This is a genomic window from Aquabacter sediminis, from assembly GCF_028863665.1.
Lineage (GTDB): Bacteria > Pseudomonadota > Alphaproteobacteria > Rhizobiales > Xanthobacteraceae > L1I39.
Genome location: NZ_JARBFX010000009.1, coordinates 23,614 through 39,292, shown reverse-complemented (window position 1 = coordinate 39,292; position 15,679 = coordinate 23,614). Strand labels below are relative to the sequence as shown.

The window sequence follows — 15,679 nt, the reverse complement described above, 5'->3', positions numbered from 1 at the left end:
GACCAAGCCTCGCGTCGGGACGTGCGTGAAGCCGAACACTTGCGCCGACCTTGGGCCGACCTTGGGCCGACCTTGGGGCGACTTTGGGCCGGCATGCCCGGGCGTGTCCCGGCCACGACGGTGCTCCGTGAGGACTTTCCTCGCCAAGCCCCATGGATGGCCGGGACAAGCCCGGCCAAGACGCCGGCCATAACCCCGGCCATGACGCCGGATCTTTGAAACAGAGGCCCCTTGCCATGTTCCTGGACCAACTGGTCAATGCGGTGGGCACTGGCGTGATGCTGGGCTGCATCTATTCCGCGCTCGCCCTCGGCCTCGCGGTGACGTTCGGCCTCCTGCACATCCCCAACATCGCCCATCCCGCCTTCGTCATCGCCGGCGCCTATGTGGTGGCGGTGGGCAATTCCCATGGCCTTGATCCGATCCTGGTGGCGGTGCTGGCCCTGGTGCCCTTCTATGTGGCGGGGCTCGGCTTCTACGAATTCTATTCCCGCCTGTTTGAACGCAGCGGCTCCCCCGACACCATGAACGCCCTGACCCTGTTCTTCGGGGTTTCGCTGGTGGTGGAGACGCTCCTGCTCCTCAAGTTCGGCACCGACCAGCAGGCGGTGCAGGTGGCTTATGTGGGCCAGAGCCTGAATATCGGCCTCCTGTCCCTGCCCTACCGGCTGCTTGTCCCGGCACTGATCGCCCCGGTGATGGTGGCCCTCCTCTGGCTCTATCTCCATAAGACCCATGCGGGCATTGCCATCCGCGCAGTGGCCCATGACGAACGCGGCCTGTCGGTGAGCGGCATCGATCCGCGCTGGATCAAGCGCCATGCCTTCGGCATCGCGGCGGCCACCGCCGTCATGGCCGGTGCCGCCCTCATCATCATCGGGCCGGTGGACCCGTTCGGCGGCCGGCTGATGATCGGGCGGGTGTTCGCGGTGGTGGTTCTCGCCGGCATGGGCTCGCTGCCCGGCACCATTGCGGCCGGCATCCTGATCGGGGTGTCGGAATCCCTCGTGGCGGCCTTTGCGAGCCCGTCCTGGGCCCCCGCCGTCGCCTTTTCCATTCTTCTCGCCACGCTTGCCCTGCGCCCGCAAGGGCTGTTCGGAGCGCGCCGATGACCGCCGGAACCTCGCTCATGAGAGCCTCAACCGCCGCCTCGACCGACACCGCGCAGCGGCAACGGCGCCGCACGCTGGCCTTCGGCCTCGGTGCACTTGCCGTGCTGGCCGCCGGCCTTGTCCTCACGCGCACCGTCGAGAACCCCTATGTGTTCTTCTCGGCCTTCATCATCGTCCAGTCCATTGCACTGGCCACCGGTTGGAACGTGCTCGGAGGCTATGCCGGCTACATCAATTTCGGCGCCGCCGCCTTCTATGGCGCGGGCGCCTATACGGGGGCCGCGCTCTTGAAGGCGTTCGATGCCTCCGTCTTCCTGGCCCTGCCCGCGGCAGGCCTGGTGGGCGGCGTGCTCGGGCTGATGATGGGCTACATGACCCTGCGGGTGCAGGGTGTCTATTTCGCCATCGCCACCATCGCTTTGGTGGTGATGGCGCACACCATCGTCATCAACATGGACTTCCTCGGCGGCGCCTCGGGCCTCGCCCTCCTGCCGCCCGAGGCGCCGGCCTGGGCGGGGGGGCAGATCCAGTTCGTCTTCCTCGTCATGCTGGCGGTTGCGGTGTTCGCGGTTGCCGTGGCGCGCTGGATCGAGGTGTCGTGGGTGGGCCGCGCCTTCCGGGCGCTCAGGGCCAGCGAGGAAGCCGCCGAGTGCGCGGGCGTGCCCACTTTCCGGCTGAAGCTCGCCGCCTGCGCCATTTCCGGCGCGCTCCTGGCCATGACCGGGGCACCCCTGGTCTATTATGCCTCCTTCATCGAGCCGGAAACCGTGTTCGGCCTCGCGCTGGCGCTCAATGCCATCGCCATGCCGCTCATCGGCGGTCGGCAATCCTGGCCCGGCCCCGTCATCGGGGCGGTGCTGCTGGGCAGCCTCCAGCAGGTGGCCACCATCACCATTTCCTCCGAGCTCAACATCCTGCTGGTGGGCGTGGTGCTGATCGCCTTCGTCGCCGCCGCACCCGAGGGCATTCTCGGCCTCGTCGACCGCCTGCGGAAAGGACGCGCGTCATGAGCGAGCCCATTCTCGTTGCCGAAGGGGTCGAGAAGCAGTTCGGGGCGCTGCGCGCCCTCGGCCCGGTCACCGTCCCCCTTCATGCCGGCGAACGGCTCGGCATCATCGGCCCCAACGGGTCGGGCAAGACCACCCTCATCAATTGCCTGACCGGCACGTTGACCCCCAATGCCGGGCGCATCCGCTTCCTGGGGCGGGACATTACCGGCCTTTCGCCGAGCGCCCGGGCGCGCCTGGGCCTTGCCCGCAGCTTCCAGATCCCCAAGCCGTTCACCGGCATGACCGTGCTGGAGAATTTGCTGGTGCCGCTGGACCATGTGCGGCGCGTCGAGGCCCCGCGCGACACGGCCATGGACATCCTCGCCTCCGTGGGCCTGGCAGGGCGCGCCGAGGATGATGCCGGCCGCCTCACCCAGCTGGAACTGCGCAAGCTGGAACTGGCGCGGGCACTCGCCGCGGCGCCCAAGGTGCTGATCGCCGACGAGGCCATGGCCGGCCTGTCGGACCGCGAGATCGACGATGTGCTCGCCATTCTCGAACGGCTCAACGAGGCCGGCGTGGCGGTCATCATGATCGAGCACATCATGCATGCGGTGATGCGCTTCTCCCACCGCATCATCTGCCTGGAATCTGGCCAGCTGATCGCCGACGGATCCCCCGAGGCCGTCTCCAGCGATCCCCTCGTGCAGAAGGTGTATTTCGGTGAATAGGCTCATCGTGGAAGGGGTCAGCGCCGGCTATGGCGCGGTCGCGGTGCTGCACGATGTCTCGCTGGAGCTGCGCGAAAGCGAGTTCGTCGCGCTGCTGGGCACCAATGGCAACGGCAAGAGCACGCTGCTCAACACCGTGCTGGGCTTCGTGCGGCCCACCAAGGGGCGCATCCTGCTGGAATGGGACGGGCAGGTTCTGGACCTCACCGGCCTCCCGCCCCACCGCATCGTCAATGAAGGCGTCGCCCTGGTGCCGGAAGGCCGTCGGCTCATCCCCACTTTGACGGTGGAGGAGAACCTCGTGCTGGCCGGCAGCTGTCCGCGCGCGCGCCACGAACTCGCCGCCAATCTCGCCTTCTGCTACCAGACCTTCCCCTTGCTCCGCGAGCGCCGTGCGCAGCGGGCCGGCACCATGAGCGGCGGCCAGCAGCAGCTTCTTGCCATCGCCCGCGCGCTGATGACCTCGCCGCGCGTCATCGTCATCGACGAGCCCTCGGTGGGCCTTGCCCCCATCGTGGTGTCGCAGGTGTTCGACGCCGTGCGCGATCTCCAGGCCTCGCGGCAACTCACCATCCTCATGGCCGAGCAGAGCTTCCTGCGCGCCGTGGACCTGGCGTCCCGCGCCTATGTGCTCTCCCACGGGGCCATCGTGCGCACTCTCGACCGGGAGCACGAGACTTTCAGCGCCGACGACCTGCGCCGGACCATGATGGGCATGGCCCATTAGAGCGCGCGCCGCGACGGGGCGCGGCTGGTCAAGGACCGCGCCTCAGCTGCCGAGATAGGCGGTGCGCACATGGGGATCGTCGATCAGATCGGCCCCCTTGCCCGACATCACGATGCGTCCCGCCTCCAGGAGATAGGCATAGTCGCACAATTCCAGGGCGGCGAAGGCATTCTGCTCCACCAGCAGCACCGTGGTGCCGGCATCCCGGATGGCGCCGATGATGGCGAACATCTGCTCGACGATGTTGGGCGCCAGCCCCAGGGAGGGCTCGTCGAACAGGACGAGGCTTGGGCGGGACATGAGGGCGCGGCCGATGGCCAGCATCTGCTGCTCGCCGCCCGACAGCGTGCCCGCCATCTGGTGGCGGCGCTCGGCAAGGCGCGGAAAGCTGGTGTAGATGCGCTCATAATCCGCCTTCAGGCCGGCATCGCTGCGCAGATAGGCGCCCATGGCCAGGTTCTCCACCACGCTCATGTGGGGAAACACCCGCCGGCCTTCCGGGCAATGGGCGACGCCGAGGCGCAGCATGCGCTGGGGGCCGGCGCGGGTCACGTCGTCGCCCTTCAGGCGGATGCAGCCCGCGCGCGCCGGCACCAGGCCTGAAATGGTGCGCAGCGTGGTGGACTTGCCGGCGCCATTGGCCCCCACCAGGGCCACCAATTGCCCCTCGCCCACCTTCAGGGATATGCCCTTGAGCGCGGCCACCTGGCCATAGCCGCAGACGAGATCGGTGATCTCAAGCATGGGCCGCCTCCTTGTGCTCCAGCTTCGCGGCGCTCTTGCCGAGATAGGCCTCGATCACCTTGGGATCGGTGCGGATCGCGGCCGGCGGCCCTTCCGCGATGAGCCGGCCGTAATTCAGGCACACGATGCGGTCGGACACTTCCATCACCATGGGCATGTCGTGCTCCACCAGGAGGATGGTGACGCCCTCCTCCCGCACCTTGCGGATAAGGCGCACGAAACCCTGGGTCTCCGAAGCGTTCATGCCGGAGACCGGCTCGTCCAGCAGCAGCATGCGCGGCTCCACCGCCAAGGCGAGGGCGAAGCCAACGAGGCGCTGTTCGCCATAGGAGAGCGACCCGGCCTTCTCGTCCGCCCGCGGCGTCAGGCCGACGAGGTCGATGATGGCGTCCGCCCGCTCCCGCACCGCCCGCTCCGCCCGGCGCGCGCCGGGGGTGGGCAACAGGCGGTTGAGGAGGCCCACCGCGCCCGCTTCCTCCTGGTAGCGATGCAGGCCGATCAGCACATTGTCGCGCACGGTGTCGTCCGCGAACACGCTGGTGCGCTGGAAGGTGCGGGCAAGTCCGAGGCGCGCAATCTCATTGGGCCGCGTCTGGGAGAGATCGCGCCCGCGAAACAACACCCGGCCCTGGGTCGGCCTCAAAAAGCCGGTCATGATGTTGAAGGCCGTGGTCTTGCCCGCCCCGTTGGGGCCGATGAGGCTGAGGATTTCCCCCTCCTGCACATCGAAATGCAGGTCGGCGATGGCGGTGAGGCCGCCGAACCGCATGCCCACATGCTCCACATTGAGAATGGCGCTCATGGATTGGCCCCCATCTCGGCGGGAAGCGAGCCGCCGCCCTTGGCATCGGCCTTGCGCCGGGCGAACAGGCGGGCGCCGAGCCCCTCCAGCGCCGGCACGATGCCCCGTGGCATCAGGAACAGGATGGCGATGAGGATGGCGCCATATACGATCCATTGCGCTTCCGGCGCCATGACCGGCCGCAGCGCCACCGGCAGCAGGCCGAAGATGAGGCCGCCCACCAGCGGGCCCGCCAGCGTCCCCTTGCCGCCCGACACCACCATGATGACCATGGTCACCGTGTAGGAGAACAGGAACACGTCGGGGTCGATGATGCGCAGGTAATGGGCATAGAGGCTGCCCGCCGCGCCGGCCATGGCGGCGGACACGGTGGCCGCGATGGTGAGGGTGCGGGTGGCGTTGATGCCCAGCGAGAGCGCGAGGGATTCGTTCTCCTTCAGCCCGCGCATGGCCCGTCCGAAGCGCGAGGCCACCAGGCGCGCAATGATGAGATAGCTCGCCACTGCCACCGCCAGCACCAGGTAATAGTTCTGCATCTTGGAGCGCAGCGCCACCGCGCCGAGGCCGGGTACCGGCAGCACCATGTTGGGAATGGCGGTGAGGGCGAGCGGGCCTTGCGTCAGCTCCACCCAGTTGAGGGCCACGAGGCGCACCACCTCGGCGAACGAGATGGTGACAATGACGAAATAGGCGCCGCGCACCCGGAACGACAGGCGGCCGATGAGATAGCCGCACAGGCCCGTGAGCACCACCGCCAGCAGGAAGCCCAGCAGCGGCGAGCCGCCCTCATGGGTGACCCTGAGACCGAACGGCAGGCTGACGTCGAAGCCGAGCGCGGTCAGCGCGCTCACATAGGCGCCGATACCGAAGAAGGCCACATGGCCGAGGCTCAACTGCCCGGTGAAGCCCAGCAGCAGGTTGAGGCTCATGGCGCAGATGGTGAGGATGCCCGTGACGATCAGGGCATTGAGCAGATAGGGATCGCTCAGCCAGAGCGGCAGCAGGGCCAGGACGACGAGGAAGAGGGGGGCGATGAAGCGTGTCATCCGATCCGCTCCGCGCGGGCGAACAGGCCGGTGGGCTTGACCAGCAGCACCGCGATGATGATGAGGAAGCCCATGGCATCCCGATAGCCGGACGAGATGTAGCCGGCGCCCAGCTCCTCGGCGAACGCCAGGATGAAGCCGCCAATGGTCGCCCCGGAAATGGAGCCGAGCCCGCCCAGGATGACGATGGCGAAGGCTTTCACCGCGGCCAGTTCGCCCATTTGCGGCGTGACCACATAGACCGGCCCCAGCAAGGCCCCGGCCGCCGCCGCCAGCGCCGAACCAATGGCAAAAGTGGCGGTGTAGACGAGGGAGACATTCACGCCCATGAGGGCGGCCGTGTCATGGTCCTGGAAGGTGGCGCGCATGGCGCGGCCGAGCTTGGTGCCGTTGATGGTGAAATAGGTGATGGCGATCAGCGCCACGGCGGCGGCCAGCACGAATAGGTTCACATAGGACAACGACACCGGCCCGAAGGTCAGCGGCTGCGCCGGGAAGGGCGTGGGAACGGCCTTGGCGACGCCGCCGAACACCCACAGCGTGCCCGATTGCATGATGATGCCGGCGCCGATCATCACCAGCATGGTGGTGTCGATGTCGGAGCGGCGGAGCGGCCGCAGCAGCGTGAACTCGATGGCCGCGCCCAGAAGCAGACCGGCCACCAGGGCCACCGGCAGCGCCACGAAAAAGTTCAGCCCCAGCGCCACCGCCGCCAGGTACATGGCATAGCCGCCGAACGTATAGAGCGCGCCGTGGGTGAAATTCACCACGTTCATGATGCCGAAGATCAAGGTCAGGCCGATGCCCAGGAGCGCATAGGTGCCGCCCAGCACCAGCGCGTTGAAGATGTGTTGCAGCAATTGGTCCATCTGGCCTGTCCGATCTGGCATGCGGGACAAAGGGCGATAGGGGGCGCGCTTCCGGACGGGTCGGTCCGGGCCGCGCCCGATGGCCCCCGCCCGAGGGCGGAGGCTGTGCACGGGGCTGCCGGGCTCAGCCGCCGAGCTGCACCTGGTTCACCTTTCCGGCCGAGATTTCGATGAGATAGACATTGGGCTTGGACTGGCCGCTTTCCTTGCCGGCCGGGCCGCTCTTGGCGAACTTGATGGGACCGTTGAGGCCCATGAAATCCACCTTCCAGAAGCCCTTCTGGATGGAGGCGGGGTCGGTGCCGCCGCCCGCCGCGATGGCGGCCGCCACCGTGCGGATGCCGTCATAGCCACGGAAGCTCTCGGTGGCGCCGGCAAAGTCAAAGCCGCGCTTCTTCCACTCGGCGAGGAAATAGGCGGTGGCCTGCGGGTTCGGGGTCTTCTCCGGGAACCAGGGCAGGAAGGTGGTCAGGTGCATGGTGCCGTCGGCCGCCGCGCCCGCCTGGGCGATGATCTGGTCGGGGTTCTGCGAGCCGCCGGTGGTGATGATGCGCTTCTTCAGGCCCAGCGCCGCCATCTGCTTGAAGAGGAGGGTGAGCTGGTCCACGGCGCTCGTCACCATGATGGTGTCGGCATCGGACGCCTTCAGCTTGGCGAGCTGGGCGCTCATGTCCTGGGCGGACTGGTCCATGGTCTCCACGAGGCCCACTTCCACGCCGTTGGCCTTGAGCATCTTGGAGAAATCGGCAGCGGCGCCCCGGCCCCAGTCATTGTTGATGACCAGGAAGTCCACCTTCTTCAGCCCGAGCTTCTTGGCGATGGGCTCGAAGGCGTCGGCCTCCACGGCGGAGGGCGGCGAGATGCGGAAGATGAAGGGATTGCCGGACGTGGTGATCTTGCCGGACGAGGAGGTCTCCACCAGCATGGGCACGGAATATTCTTCCAGCTTCGGCATGGTGGCCAGCGTCAGCGAGGAGCCCCAGGCGCCCATCATCACCGGCACCTTGTCGGAGGTGATGAGCTTCTCGGCCACCGCCGCCGCCTCGGTGGGGTTGCTCTTATTGTCCTCGATCACAAGCTCGATCTTCTTGCCGAGCACGCCACCCTTGGCGTTGATCTCGTCGGCGGCGATCTTGGCGCCGTTCACCACATAGGTGCCGGAGGCCGCAAAGGCGCCCGTGAGGGGCTCGTTGACGCCGATCTTGATGGTGTCGGCGGCCAGGGCCGTGCCGGCCATGAGGCTGAAGGCGAGGGCTGCGAGAGTTGTCCGGCGGGAAAGCAACATGTGTGGTCTCCAGTCTCGAGAGGCAGGCGGGTCAGGAGGAAGGACCGCCGCGGGGCCACAGGCGCCCGAGACGGTCAGAAATCAGCGCGAGCAGCAGTCGCAGCGGATCAAGGCCGCGCCCCGCCACAGCGGGTGCGGGCGCGCCGGCAAGGCGGGCATTCAGGTTGGCCGCGAATTCGGCGATGAGGCGGGAGGCCACCTCGCGCACCAGGCCCGGCCGGCCGAACTGGGCGAGCGGCCCCTTCAGCGTGTAGCCCACACTAAGCGCCACCCGCGTCGTGCCCGGCGCGGCGCCTGGCGTCACCGCATAGGCGATGCGGCCTTCGGTGCGCGAGCGCCCGTCGCCGCCCGCGCCATGGATGGTGCCCCGCGCCTGTGCCGCATCCCGCGTGATGCGCGCGGTGCCACGGAAGGTGGTGGCGATGGGGCCGAGCTTGACCCGCATGCCCCCCTCCACCTGATCGGGGGCTGGCACCGCCGTGATGACGGCGCCCGGCAGGCATGCCGCCACCTCCTCGATCCGGCCGAAGAAGGCGAACACGTCGGCGGGCGGATAGGGCACCTCGAAGCTCTGCTCGAAGCGGTGGGCTGGCGTGAAGTCATCGACCAGGGCAGCGGCGGAGACTATGAGGGCCGGTTGGACGGGACCAGCCACAGGCACGACGGCGTCGGCCCCCTGCCCCCGACGCGCGCCCACCGGGCCAAGCCGGCGCTCGGCGATCAGCGGCCCGACGCCGCGCGCGCGCCGTGCGGCGATGACGGAGGCCACCGCCTTGACGATGCCCGCATAGCCCGTGCAGCGGCATAGATTGCCGGCGAGGCCGAGGCGGATGCGCGTCTCGTCCGGCTCGGGCAGGCGCAGCACCAGATCGCGGGCCGATACCAGCATGCCCGGCGTGCAGAAGCCGCATTGCAGGGCATGCTCGGCATTGAACGCGGCACGCAGCTCGGCGGCGATGGAATCGTCGTCGAGCCCCTCAATGGTGGTGATCTGCGCCCCCTGGCAGGCGCCGGCAAAGGCAAGGCAGCCCCGCGCCGGCTCGCCATCCACCAGGAGGGTGCAGGCCCCGCACACGCCATGCTCGCACCCCAGATGCGTGCCGGTGAGGTTGAGGGTGTCCCGCACGAGATCGGCGAGGCTGGTGCGCGGTTCCACCTGCACGGCCACCGGACGACCATTGAGGGTGAAGGACACCAAGGGTTCGGCGGCCACGGGGGCGGCCGAGAGGGTTGGCGCGGCGGTCATGCGGCGCTCCGTGTGTCAGCAAGGAGGCCGGCGGCCTGGCGGGCGGCGCGGCGCAGCACCTCCACATGAACATGGCGATCCACCGCGTCGGAGACGCCCGCAGCCAGGAGCGCCGCATCGGCGGCGCTGGCCGCGAAGCCGTCGGCAAAGCCCGCATCCAGGCGTCCACCGAACACAGCGCCCTGCGCCGGCAGGACCAAAGGCGGCCCGTCAATGGCGCCCATGAGCGCGCGCCCGGTTCCCGCCACGGGGTCCACCAGGACGGCGCCGATGGCATGGGCGAACTCGCCCACCTTCCGGCAATGCTTCACATAGCCGAAGCGCGCGGTGGCGGAGAGCTTCGGCACCCGCACGGCAACGAGGATCTCTCCCGGCGCAAGCGCCGTTGCGAGAGCACCGGTGAGGAAGGCGTCCAGGGAAAGCTGGCGGCTCCCGGAAGGGCCCGCCACTTCCACCTCGGCACCGAGAACGGAGAGGGCGTTCACCCAGTCGGCGGCGGGGTCGGCATGGGCCAGACTGCCCCCCAGCGTGCCGCGATTGCGCACCGCCCGGTAGGCGATGCCACCCGCCACCCGCCTGAGCACGTGGGGGGCAATGTCCGGGACCCGTCCGTCCTCCACGTCCGCATGGGTGACGAGGGCGCCATAGACCATGTGCCCGGTCTCCTCCCGCACGGTGCGCAAGGCGTCGATGCCGGACAGGTCGACGATGAGGTCGGGGGTGGCGAGGCGCAGATTGAGCATGGGGCCAAGCGACTGGCCGCCGGCCATGGCCTTCGCGCCGTCGCCGCCTTCGGCAAGGTGCGACACGGCCTCGGCGACGGTGCGTGGGCGCACCATGCGGAAGGGGGCGGGCTTCATGCCGCGCTCCTTTCCCCGGCGCGGGCCGCCAGCACCTGCTCCACGATGCGCCGGGGCGTCACGGGCGAGCGAAGCATCTGCGCGCCGAGGGGGAGCAGGGCATCATTGATGGCGTTGGCGATGGCGGCCGGCGGCGCGATCGCCCCCCCCTCGCCGATGCCCTTCACGCCGAACATGGTGTAGGGCGAGGGCGTCTCCATGTGTCCGATGAAGGGCATGGGCACTTCCGGCGCGCCGGGCAGGAGATAGTCCGCCAGCGTCGAGGCAAGCGGCTGGCCGGAACTGTCGAAGGCCATCTCCTCATAGAGCGCGGTGCCGATGCCCTGGGCGAGGCCGCCCAGGATCTGGCCGTCCACCACCATCGGGTTCACCAGCGTGCCGCCATCCTCCACGATGGCATAGTCGAGGATCTCCACCTCGCCGATCTCGGGATCTACCGCCACCACCACCGCATGGGCGGCATAGCTGAAGGTGCCGCTGTCGCGGTGCGGCTTGTAGCCGGCGGTCACTTCCAGCCCGTGGGGGTCGACGTCAGCAGGCAGGTCCTGCGGCCGGCGATACCAGGTGCGGGCCACCTGCTCGATGGGGATGTCACCGGAAGGGCCGACCACGCGTCCGCCCTCCAACCGCACCTCCTCGGGCCGGGCCTGGAGCAGATGGGCGCCGACGCGGCGGATGCGCTCGGCAAGCTCGGTGCACGCGGTGGCCACCGCCCCGCCCGCCATCACCATCACCCGGGAGCCCCAGCTGCCCGTGGAATAGGGGGTCATGGCGGTGTCGCCATGCACGAGACGGGTGCGGGCAACCGGCAGCCCGAGGATCTCGTAGGCCACCTGCGCCAGCGTCGTCTCCAGCCCCTGGCCATGGGAATGGGCGCCGATGCGCAATTCCAGCCCGCCGTCCGGGGTCAGGCGCGCGCCTGCCTGTTCGTGGCCCGGCACCATGGGAATGCCCCAGCCGGAATAGACCGAGGTGCCGTGGGCCGCCTGCTCGCAATAGATGGACAGGCCGAAGCCAATCCGCCGCCCGTCCGGCTCTCCCGCTGCCTGCCGCGCGCGCACCGCGTCCACCTGGATGGCATCAAGCGCCTGCCGGAGGGCTTCGGGATAGTCGCCGCTGTCGAAATGCTTGTTGGTGATGTTGTCGAACGGCATCTGCTCCGGCCGCACGAGGTTCTTCAGCCGCACCACTTCCGGAGCGAGGCCCAGTTCCGCCGCCAGCGCATCGAGCGCCACTTCCAGGGCAAAGCACACGCCGGTGCGCGCCACCCCGCGATAGGGCAGGATCGGGCATTTGTTGGTGGCCACCGACCAGGTGCGGCAGCGATAGGAGGGGAAGGTGTATGGCCCGGGCAGGATGCTCGCCACCTGCGCGGCCTCAAGGCAGGCGGAGAAGGGATAGGCGGAATAGGCCCCGCTATCCACGCACGCTTCGCAATCGATGCCCCGCAGCGTGCCGTCGCGCTCGGCATAAAGCGTGATCTCGTAATGGTGCTCCCGGCAATTGGCGCCGGCGGTGAGGTGCTCGCGGCGATCCTCCAGCCAGCGCACCGGGCGACCGATCTTTCGGGCAAGCCAGCCCAGGCACACATCCTCGGCCAGGAGGATGGCCTTGTAGCCGAAGCCGCCGCCCACATCGGGGGAGATGATGCGGATCTGGCCCTCTTCCAGCCCCAGGCATTCGGAGAGGCCCGAGCGGACGATGTGGGGCATCTGGCTGGCGGTGTGCACCACCAATTGGTCCGCGCGATGGTCGAAATGAACCACCGTCCCGCGCCCCTCGATGGGCGCCATGCACTGGCGGGCGGTGGAGATGGTGCGCGACACCTTCACCGGCGCGTCGAAGGCGGCCTCCATATTGATGTTCACGAGGGTTTCAAGAAAGACGTTGTCCCCCCAATGCTCGTGCACCAGCGGCGCGCCCGGCCGGCGGGCGGCCAGCATGTCGTGGAGCGCGGGCAGCTCTTCCAGGTCCAGCTCCACGCGGGCGGCCATGTCCTCGGCCTGCGCGCGGGTATCGGCCACGCACATGGCGATCAGCTCACCCACCTGGCGCACCTTGCCCGTGGCGAGCACCGGCTGCTCCGACACCTTGAAGCCCGCAAGGCCGGAGACGGCGCGGATAGGCTTCACCCCGTCGAGATCACCGGCCACGAAGACCCGGCCCTTCAGATCCTCGGGCACATGGATGGCGCGGATGCGGGCATGGGCGAGCGGGCTGCGCACGAAGGCCACGTCCTGCATCCCCGCCAGTCGAAGATCGCCAACGAACTGGCCGCGACCGCGCATGAGGCGGTCATCTTCCTTGCGGGGAAGACGGGCGCCCACGCCTTCCTGCTTCTGGGTCGTGCTCATGCCGGCACATGCCCCATGAGGTCGCGCGCGGCACGCACCAATTGCCCGTCGGGCCGGCGCAATTCGTCGAGGATGGAGAAGTGATCGGCCCCCAGAATGGGCAGGAGCGCACCCGGCGCGCGGGCCTCCACGCGCCGCGCCGCGAGCGCACGGGAATCACGCACCAGCGCCGGCACCTCCGCCGTGCCATAGGCGATGACCAAAGGCTTGTCGGAAGGCGCGTGGCGCAGCGGAGAACAGGCGGCGATCTCCGCCTCCGACAGGTCCAGCGCCTCGTTGAGATAGGTGTCGCGCAGGGGTGCCAGCTCGTAGACGCCGGATATGGCGAGCCCCGCCGCCACGGCGGGATGGTCGAGCTGCATCACCGCCAGCTGCGCCCCGGCCGACCAGCCGGACACCACCACCGGCCCGCCCGCGCCGTAAGCCGCGCCATGCTGCGCGATCAGGTCGAGCGCGGCTCCCATCTCGGCGACGATCTCCGGCAGGCGCGCCTCCGGCGCCAGCGTGTAGCTGGGCATGGCCACCGACCAGCCATGGGCGAGGAGCCCCTCGGCATAATGGGCGAACAGCTCGCGGGAATTGCGCTGCCAATAGCCGCCATGGATGAAGACGAGGCAGGGGGCACCGGCCGCGCCGGAATAGATGTCCAGCTTCTGCCGGGCACCCGGGCCATAGGGAATGTCCAGATGGGCCTTGGCCGCCGCGCGGAAGAGGGGCGCGGCGATGTCCCGCGCCTCCACCCATGCCGCGCTGGTCTTCACAGCGGCATTGTTGTTGTAGGCGGCATCCCGCTCGGCCTGGGACAGGGTGTCCCAGACCTCCTGCGGGGCGACGGGTGCCGCCGCTGCGGACGACGTGCTCACGCGGCCACCGCCTGGGGCAGGATGATGGCGTCCGCGTCGAACCTCTTGCCGGCCCGCAGGCAGAAAGCGGGGGTGAGCAGCCGCTCGGCCACCACCTTCGTGTCCTCGTTGTCGCGCAGCAGGAACCGGCCGCGATGGTCGTCCAACACCGAAATGTCGGCCGCATAGCCCACGGTGAGCGAGCCCACCCGGTCGGTCAGGCCGATCATCTTGGCCGGGTTGATGGTGACCATGGGCACCACCTCCTCCAGCGAGAGACCGAGCGCCATCATGGAGCTCATGGCCTGGGTCAGGCTGAAGCGGGCCTGGCCCTTGAAGGGGTGGTTCTCGTCGTCATAGTGCTCTTCCGGCGTTCCGGCCGGGGCGGGCACATGGGTGTTGTAGCCGTGCATGTCGGCGCCGAGCGTGTGGGGAACCACACCGGCGGCAATGGCCTTCTTGGCCAGGCGATAGGAGAAATGGCTGCCGTGGCCCACATCCACCTTCAGGCCGCGATCGAGCGCCGCCTGGATCACATGGTGCACCTCGCCCTGCTGGTTCACGAAGCCGCCGGGATGGCGGGTGAACGGGTGGGCGAGCACATCGCCTTCCTTGAGGAGGGGGATGACCCGCTCCAGGATGGTGTCGGCATCCTCGCCATTGGCGCCGCTCTCGGGCAGGCCCCACAGGGTGCCGAAATGCACATAGAGCGGGATTTCGGCGCGCCGCGCGATCTCGGCCGCCATCTCCATGACGCGGATGCCCCAGCGGGCGAAGCCGCCGATCTCCGCATGGCCCTTGATGCCGCGCACGATGTCGCGGTTGGCCACGGCGGAGCGCACGGTGGCATCGATGTCCACGCAGTCCGGGCTGTAGAGGTTGGGATAGTAATGGCCCTCAAGGCCCCCCACCAGATAGGCGGAGAGGAAGGCATAGATGCGGGTGTCGGAAGGCTCGGCGATGAACTTGCGGAAACCCGGCAAGGTCATGCAGGAGGGGCCGCCCTGGTCGATCACGGTGGTGACGCCGGAATGCACGCCCACCATGTCCGGATTCAGGCCGAAGCGGCCGGTGACGTACTGGTAGACATGGCCGTGGGTGTCGATCATGCCCGGCAGAACCAGCTTGCCGCTGACATCGATGGTCTCGGCGGCGCTGGAGGGCAGGATGGTTTCTTCAACGGCGGCGATGCGCCCGTCGCGCACCGCCACGTCGCGGATGCCATCAATGCCGGAAGCGGGGCAGATGACATGCCCGCCCTTGAGGAGGATATCGTATCCCGCAGGATCAGCCATGGGGGGTCTCCATCCATGCATGCGCGGTGCTGGGACCGCATTGGAAAAGCGAAGTATGCTTCGTAATTTCCCTTATGCAGGCCGCGTGCCAGGATTTGACTTAGATCAATTTCAATCGCCGCTCAGGCGCAGAAGGATCGGGCGACGTGAAGAAATCGCGCAATAAATCAGATGCTTATGAAACTCCGCCCCCGCCTGCTCCGGCGGAGGACTGGCCGCTTTCGGACCGGCCGGGCTTCCTGGCGCGGCGGGTGCACCAGATCCATGTCAGCCTGTTTTCTGAGCTGTGTGCCCCATTCGGCGTAACGCCCGTGCAATACAGCCTGCTCTCGGCGCTGGCGGACCGGGAGGAGGCGGATCAAACCACCTTGTCGCGCCTGGTCGCCCTCGACCGCACCACCACCACCGGAGCCTTGAAACGCCTGGAGGCGCGCGGGCTGATCCGGCGCGGCACATCGGCTATGGACCGGCGCTCGCAAAGCTGCGCGCTCACCGCCGAAGGCCGCCGCCTGCTGGAGGACATGGAAGACGGCGCCCGCCGCGCCCATGCCGCCACCGTCGACATGCTCACGCCGGCCGAGCAGCGCCAATTCGTTGAAGCCATGAAGAAAATCGTTTCCGCCCACGGCGCACGCCAAGGCGCATCCGAACTCACCTGACGGTCAATGCCTGCCTGAAAAAGAGGCACTCGCGCCCGTGAGACATGGGGCTCCAGGGCCCGAGTCTGGCATGGTGCTGGAGGATGTCGTCGGGACGGATGGCGGCGTCTAACACGCG

General features: G+C 68.5%; 15 protein-coding genes. 5 read left to right on the top strand and 10 right to left on the bottom strand.

Annotation, left to right across the window (positions count from 1 at the left end; all coding sequences use genetic code 11):
- Window positions 1-236: 236 nt before the first annotated feature.
- The 4 genes from PV781_RS17765 to PV781_RS17750 are packed head-to-tail and all read left to right on the top strand — an operon-like array spanning window position 237 to window position 3,559.
- Window positions 237-1,112 carry a branched-chain amino acid ABC transporter permease gene (locus PV781_RS17765; RefSeq protein WP_274776977.1) on the top strand — a complete coding sequence of 292 codons (876 nt, stop codon included), beginning with the start codon at window positions 237-239 and terminating at the stop codon, window positions 1,110-1,112.
- Window positions 1,109-2,122 (top strand): branched-chain amino acid ABC transporter permease, encoded by a 1,014-nt coding sequence (locus PV781_RS17760; protein ID WP_274776976.1) that lies wholly within the window; start codon window positions 1,109-1,111, stop codon window positions 2,120-2,122. Before PV781_RS17765 ends, PV781_RS17760 begins: the two co-directional genes overlap by 4 nt.
- On the top strand, window positions 2,119-2,832 hold the full coding sequence (locus tag PV781_RS17755; RefSeq protein ID WP_274776975.1) for an ABC transporter ATP-binding protein: 714 nt from the start codon (window positions 2,119-2,121) through the stop codon (window positions 2,830-2,832). Before PV781_RS17760 ends, PV781_RS17755 begins: the two co-directional genes overlap by 4 nt.
- A complete protein-coding gene (locus PV781_RS17750; RefSeq protein ID WP_274776974.1) occupies window positions 2,825-3,559 on the top strand; it encodes an ABC transporter ATP-binding protein in 735 nt (244 codons plus the stop codon). Before PV781_RS17755 ends, PV781_RS17750 begins: the two co-directional genes overlap by 8 nt.
- Window positions 3,560-3,601: 42 nt before the next feature.
- Here PV781_RS17750 and PV781_RS17745 read toward each other — a convergent pair whose 3' ends face one another.
- The 10 genes from PV781_RS17745 to PV781_RS17700 all read right to left on the bottom strand — a co-directional run bounded on the left by PV781_RS17745 (window position 3,602) and on the right by PV781_RS17700 (window position 14,902).
- A complete protein-coding gene (locus PV781_RS17745; protein WP_274776973.1) occupies window positions 3,602-4,303 on the bottom strand; it encodes an ABC transporter ATP-binding protein in 702 nt (233 codons plus the stop codon).
- Complete coding sequence (locus PV781_RS17740) at window positions 4,296-5,105, bottom strand: ABC transporter ATP-binding protein (protein WP_274776972.1); 810 nt, start codon at window positions 5,103-5,105, stop codon at window positions 4,296-4,298. Before PV781_RS17740 ends, PV781_RS17745 begins: the two co-directional genes overlap by 8 nt.
- Window positions 5,102-6,151 carry a branched-chain amino acid ABC transporter permease gene (locus PV781_RS17735; protein ID WP_274776971.1) on the bottom strand — a complete coding sequence of 350 codons (1,050 nt, stop codon included), beginning with the start codon at window positions 6,149-6,151 and terminating at the stop codon, window positions 5,102-5,104. The genes PV781_RS17740 and PV781_RS17735 overlap by 4 nt, the downstream gene beginning before the upstream one ends.
- The gene (locus tag PV781_RS17730; RefSeq protein WP_274776970.1) at window positions 6,148-7,020 is read right to left on the bottom strand and encodes a branched-chain amino acid ABC transporter permease; all 873 of its coding nucleotides are present in this window, start codon (window positions 7,018-7,020) and stop codon (window positions 6,148-6,150) included. The genes PV781_RS17735 and PV781_RS17730 overlap by 4 nt, the downstream gene beginning before the upstream one ends.
- Window positions 7,021-7,144: 124 nt before the next feature.
- Complete coding sequence (locus PV781_RS17725) at window positions 7,145-8,305, bottom strand: ABC transporter substrate-binding protein (RefSeq protein ID WP_425532419.1); 1,161 nt, start codon at window positions 8,303-8,305, stop codon at window positions 7,145-7,147.
- 31 nt (window positions 8,306-8,336) lie between these two features.
- Window positions 8,337-9,551 carry a xanthine dehydrogenase family Fe-S subunit gene (locus PV781_RS17720; protein WP_274776969.1) on the bottom strand — a complete coding sequence of 405 codons (1,215 nt, stop codon included), beginning with the start codon at window positions 9,549-9,551 and terminating at the stop codon, window positions 8,337-8,339.
- Entirely contained in the window at window positions 9,548-10,411 is an 864-nt protein-coding gene (locus tag PV781_RS17715; RefSeq protein WP_274776968.1) for an FAD binding domain-containing protein, read from the bottom strand. Before PV781_RS17715 ends, PV781_RS17720 begins: the two co-directional genes overlap by 4 nt.
- Entirely contained in the window at window positions 10,408-12,765 is a 2,358-nt protein-coding gene (locus tag PV781_RS17710) for a xanthine dehydrogenase family protein molybdopterin-binding subunit (protein ID WP_274776967.1), read from the bottom strand. Before PV781_RS17710 ends, PV781_RS17715 begins: the two co-directional genes overlap by 4 nt.
- The gene (locus tag PV781_RS17705) at window positions 12,762-13,628 is read right to left on the bottom strand and encodes an alpha/beta hydrolase (RefSeq protein WP_274776966.1); all 867 of its coding nucleotides are present in this window, start codon (window positions 13,626-13,628) and stop codon (window positions 12,762-12,764) included. Before PV781_RS17705 ends, PV781_RS17710 begins: the two co-directional genes overlap by 4 nt.
- Window positions 13,625-14,902 carry an amidohydrolase/deacetylase family metallohydrolase gene (locus tag PV781_RS17700; protein ID WP_274776965.1) on the bottom strand — a complete coding sequence of 426 codons (1,278 nt, stop codon included), beginning with the start codon at window positions 14,900-14,902 and terminating at the stop codon, window positions 13,625-13,627. Before PV781_RS17700 ends, PV781_RS17705 begins: the two co-directional genes overlap by 4 nt.
- Before the next feature lie 146 nt (window positions 14,903-15,048).
- On the opposite strand from PV781_RS17700, the gene PV781_RS17695 reads away from it, so the two are divergent.
- A complete protein-coding gene (locus tag PV781_RS17695; protein WP_425532418.1) occupies window positions 15,049-15,561 on the top strand; it encodes a MarR family winged helix-turn-helix transcriptional regulator in 513 nt (170 codons plus the stop codon).
- Window positions 15,562-15,679: the final 118 nt, after the last annotated feature.

Coding starts and splice junctions, on each gene's coding strand:
- PV781_RS17765 (WP_274776977.1), top strand. CDS start 237: ATGTTCCTGGACCAACTGGTCAATGCGGTGGGCACTGGCGTGATGCTG.
- PV781_RS17760 (WP_274776976.1), top strand. CDS start 1,109: ATGACCGCCGGAACCTCGCTCATGAGAGCCTCAACCGCCGCCTCGACC.
- PV781_RS17755 (WP_274776975.1), top strand. CDS start 2,119: ATGAGCGAGCCCATTCTCGTTGCCGAAGGGGTCGAGAAGCAGTTCGGG.
- PV781_RS17745 (WP_274776973.1), bottom strand. CDS start 4,303: ATGCTTGAGATCACCGATCTCGTCTGCGGCTATGGCCAGGTGGCCGCG.
- PV781_RS17740 (WP_274776972.1), bottom strand. CDS start 5,105: ATGAGCGCCATTCTCAATGTGGAGCATGTGGGCATGCGGTTCGGCGGC.
- PV781_RS17735 (WP_274776971.1), bottom strand. CDS start 6,151: ATGACACGCTTCATCGCCCCCCTCTTCCTCGTCGTCCTGGCCCTGCTG.
- PV781_RS17730 (WP_274776970.1), bottom strand. CDS start 7,020: ATGGACCAATTGCTGCAACACATCTTCAACGCGCTGGTGCTGGGCGGC.
- PV781_RS17725 (WP_425532419.1), bottom strand. CDS start 8,305: ATGTTGCTTTCCCGCCGGACAACTCTCGCAGCCCTCGCCTTCAGCCTC.
- PV781_RS17720 (WP_274776969.1), bottom strand. CDS start 9,551: ATGACCGCCGCGCCAACCCTCTCGGCCGCCCCCGTGGCCGCCGAACCC.
- PV781_RS17715 (WP_274776968.1), bottom strand. CDS start 10,411: ATGAAGCCCGCCCCCTTCCGCATGGTGCGCCCACGCACCGTCGCCGAG.
- PV781_RS17710 (WP_274776967.1), bottom strand. CDS start 12,765: ATGAGCACGACCCAGAAGCAGGAAGGCGTGGGCGCCCGTCTTCCCCGC.
- PV781_RS17700 (WP_274776965.1), bottom strand. CDS start 14,902: ATGGCTGATCCTGCGGGATACGATATCCTCCTCAAGGGCGGGCATGTC.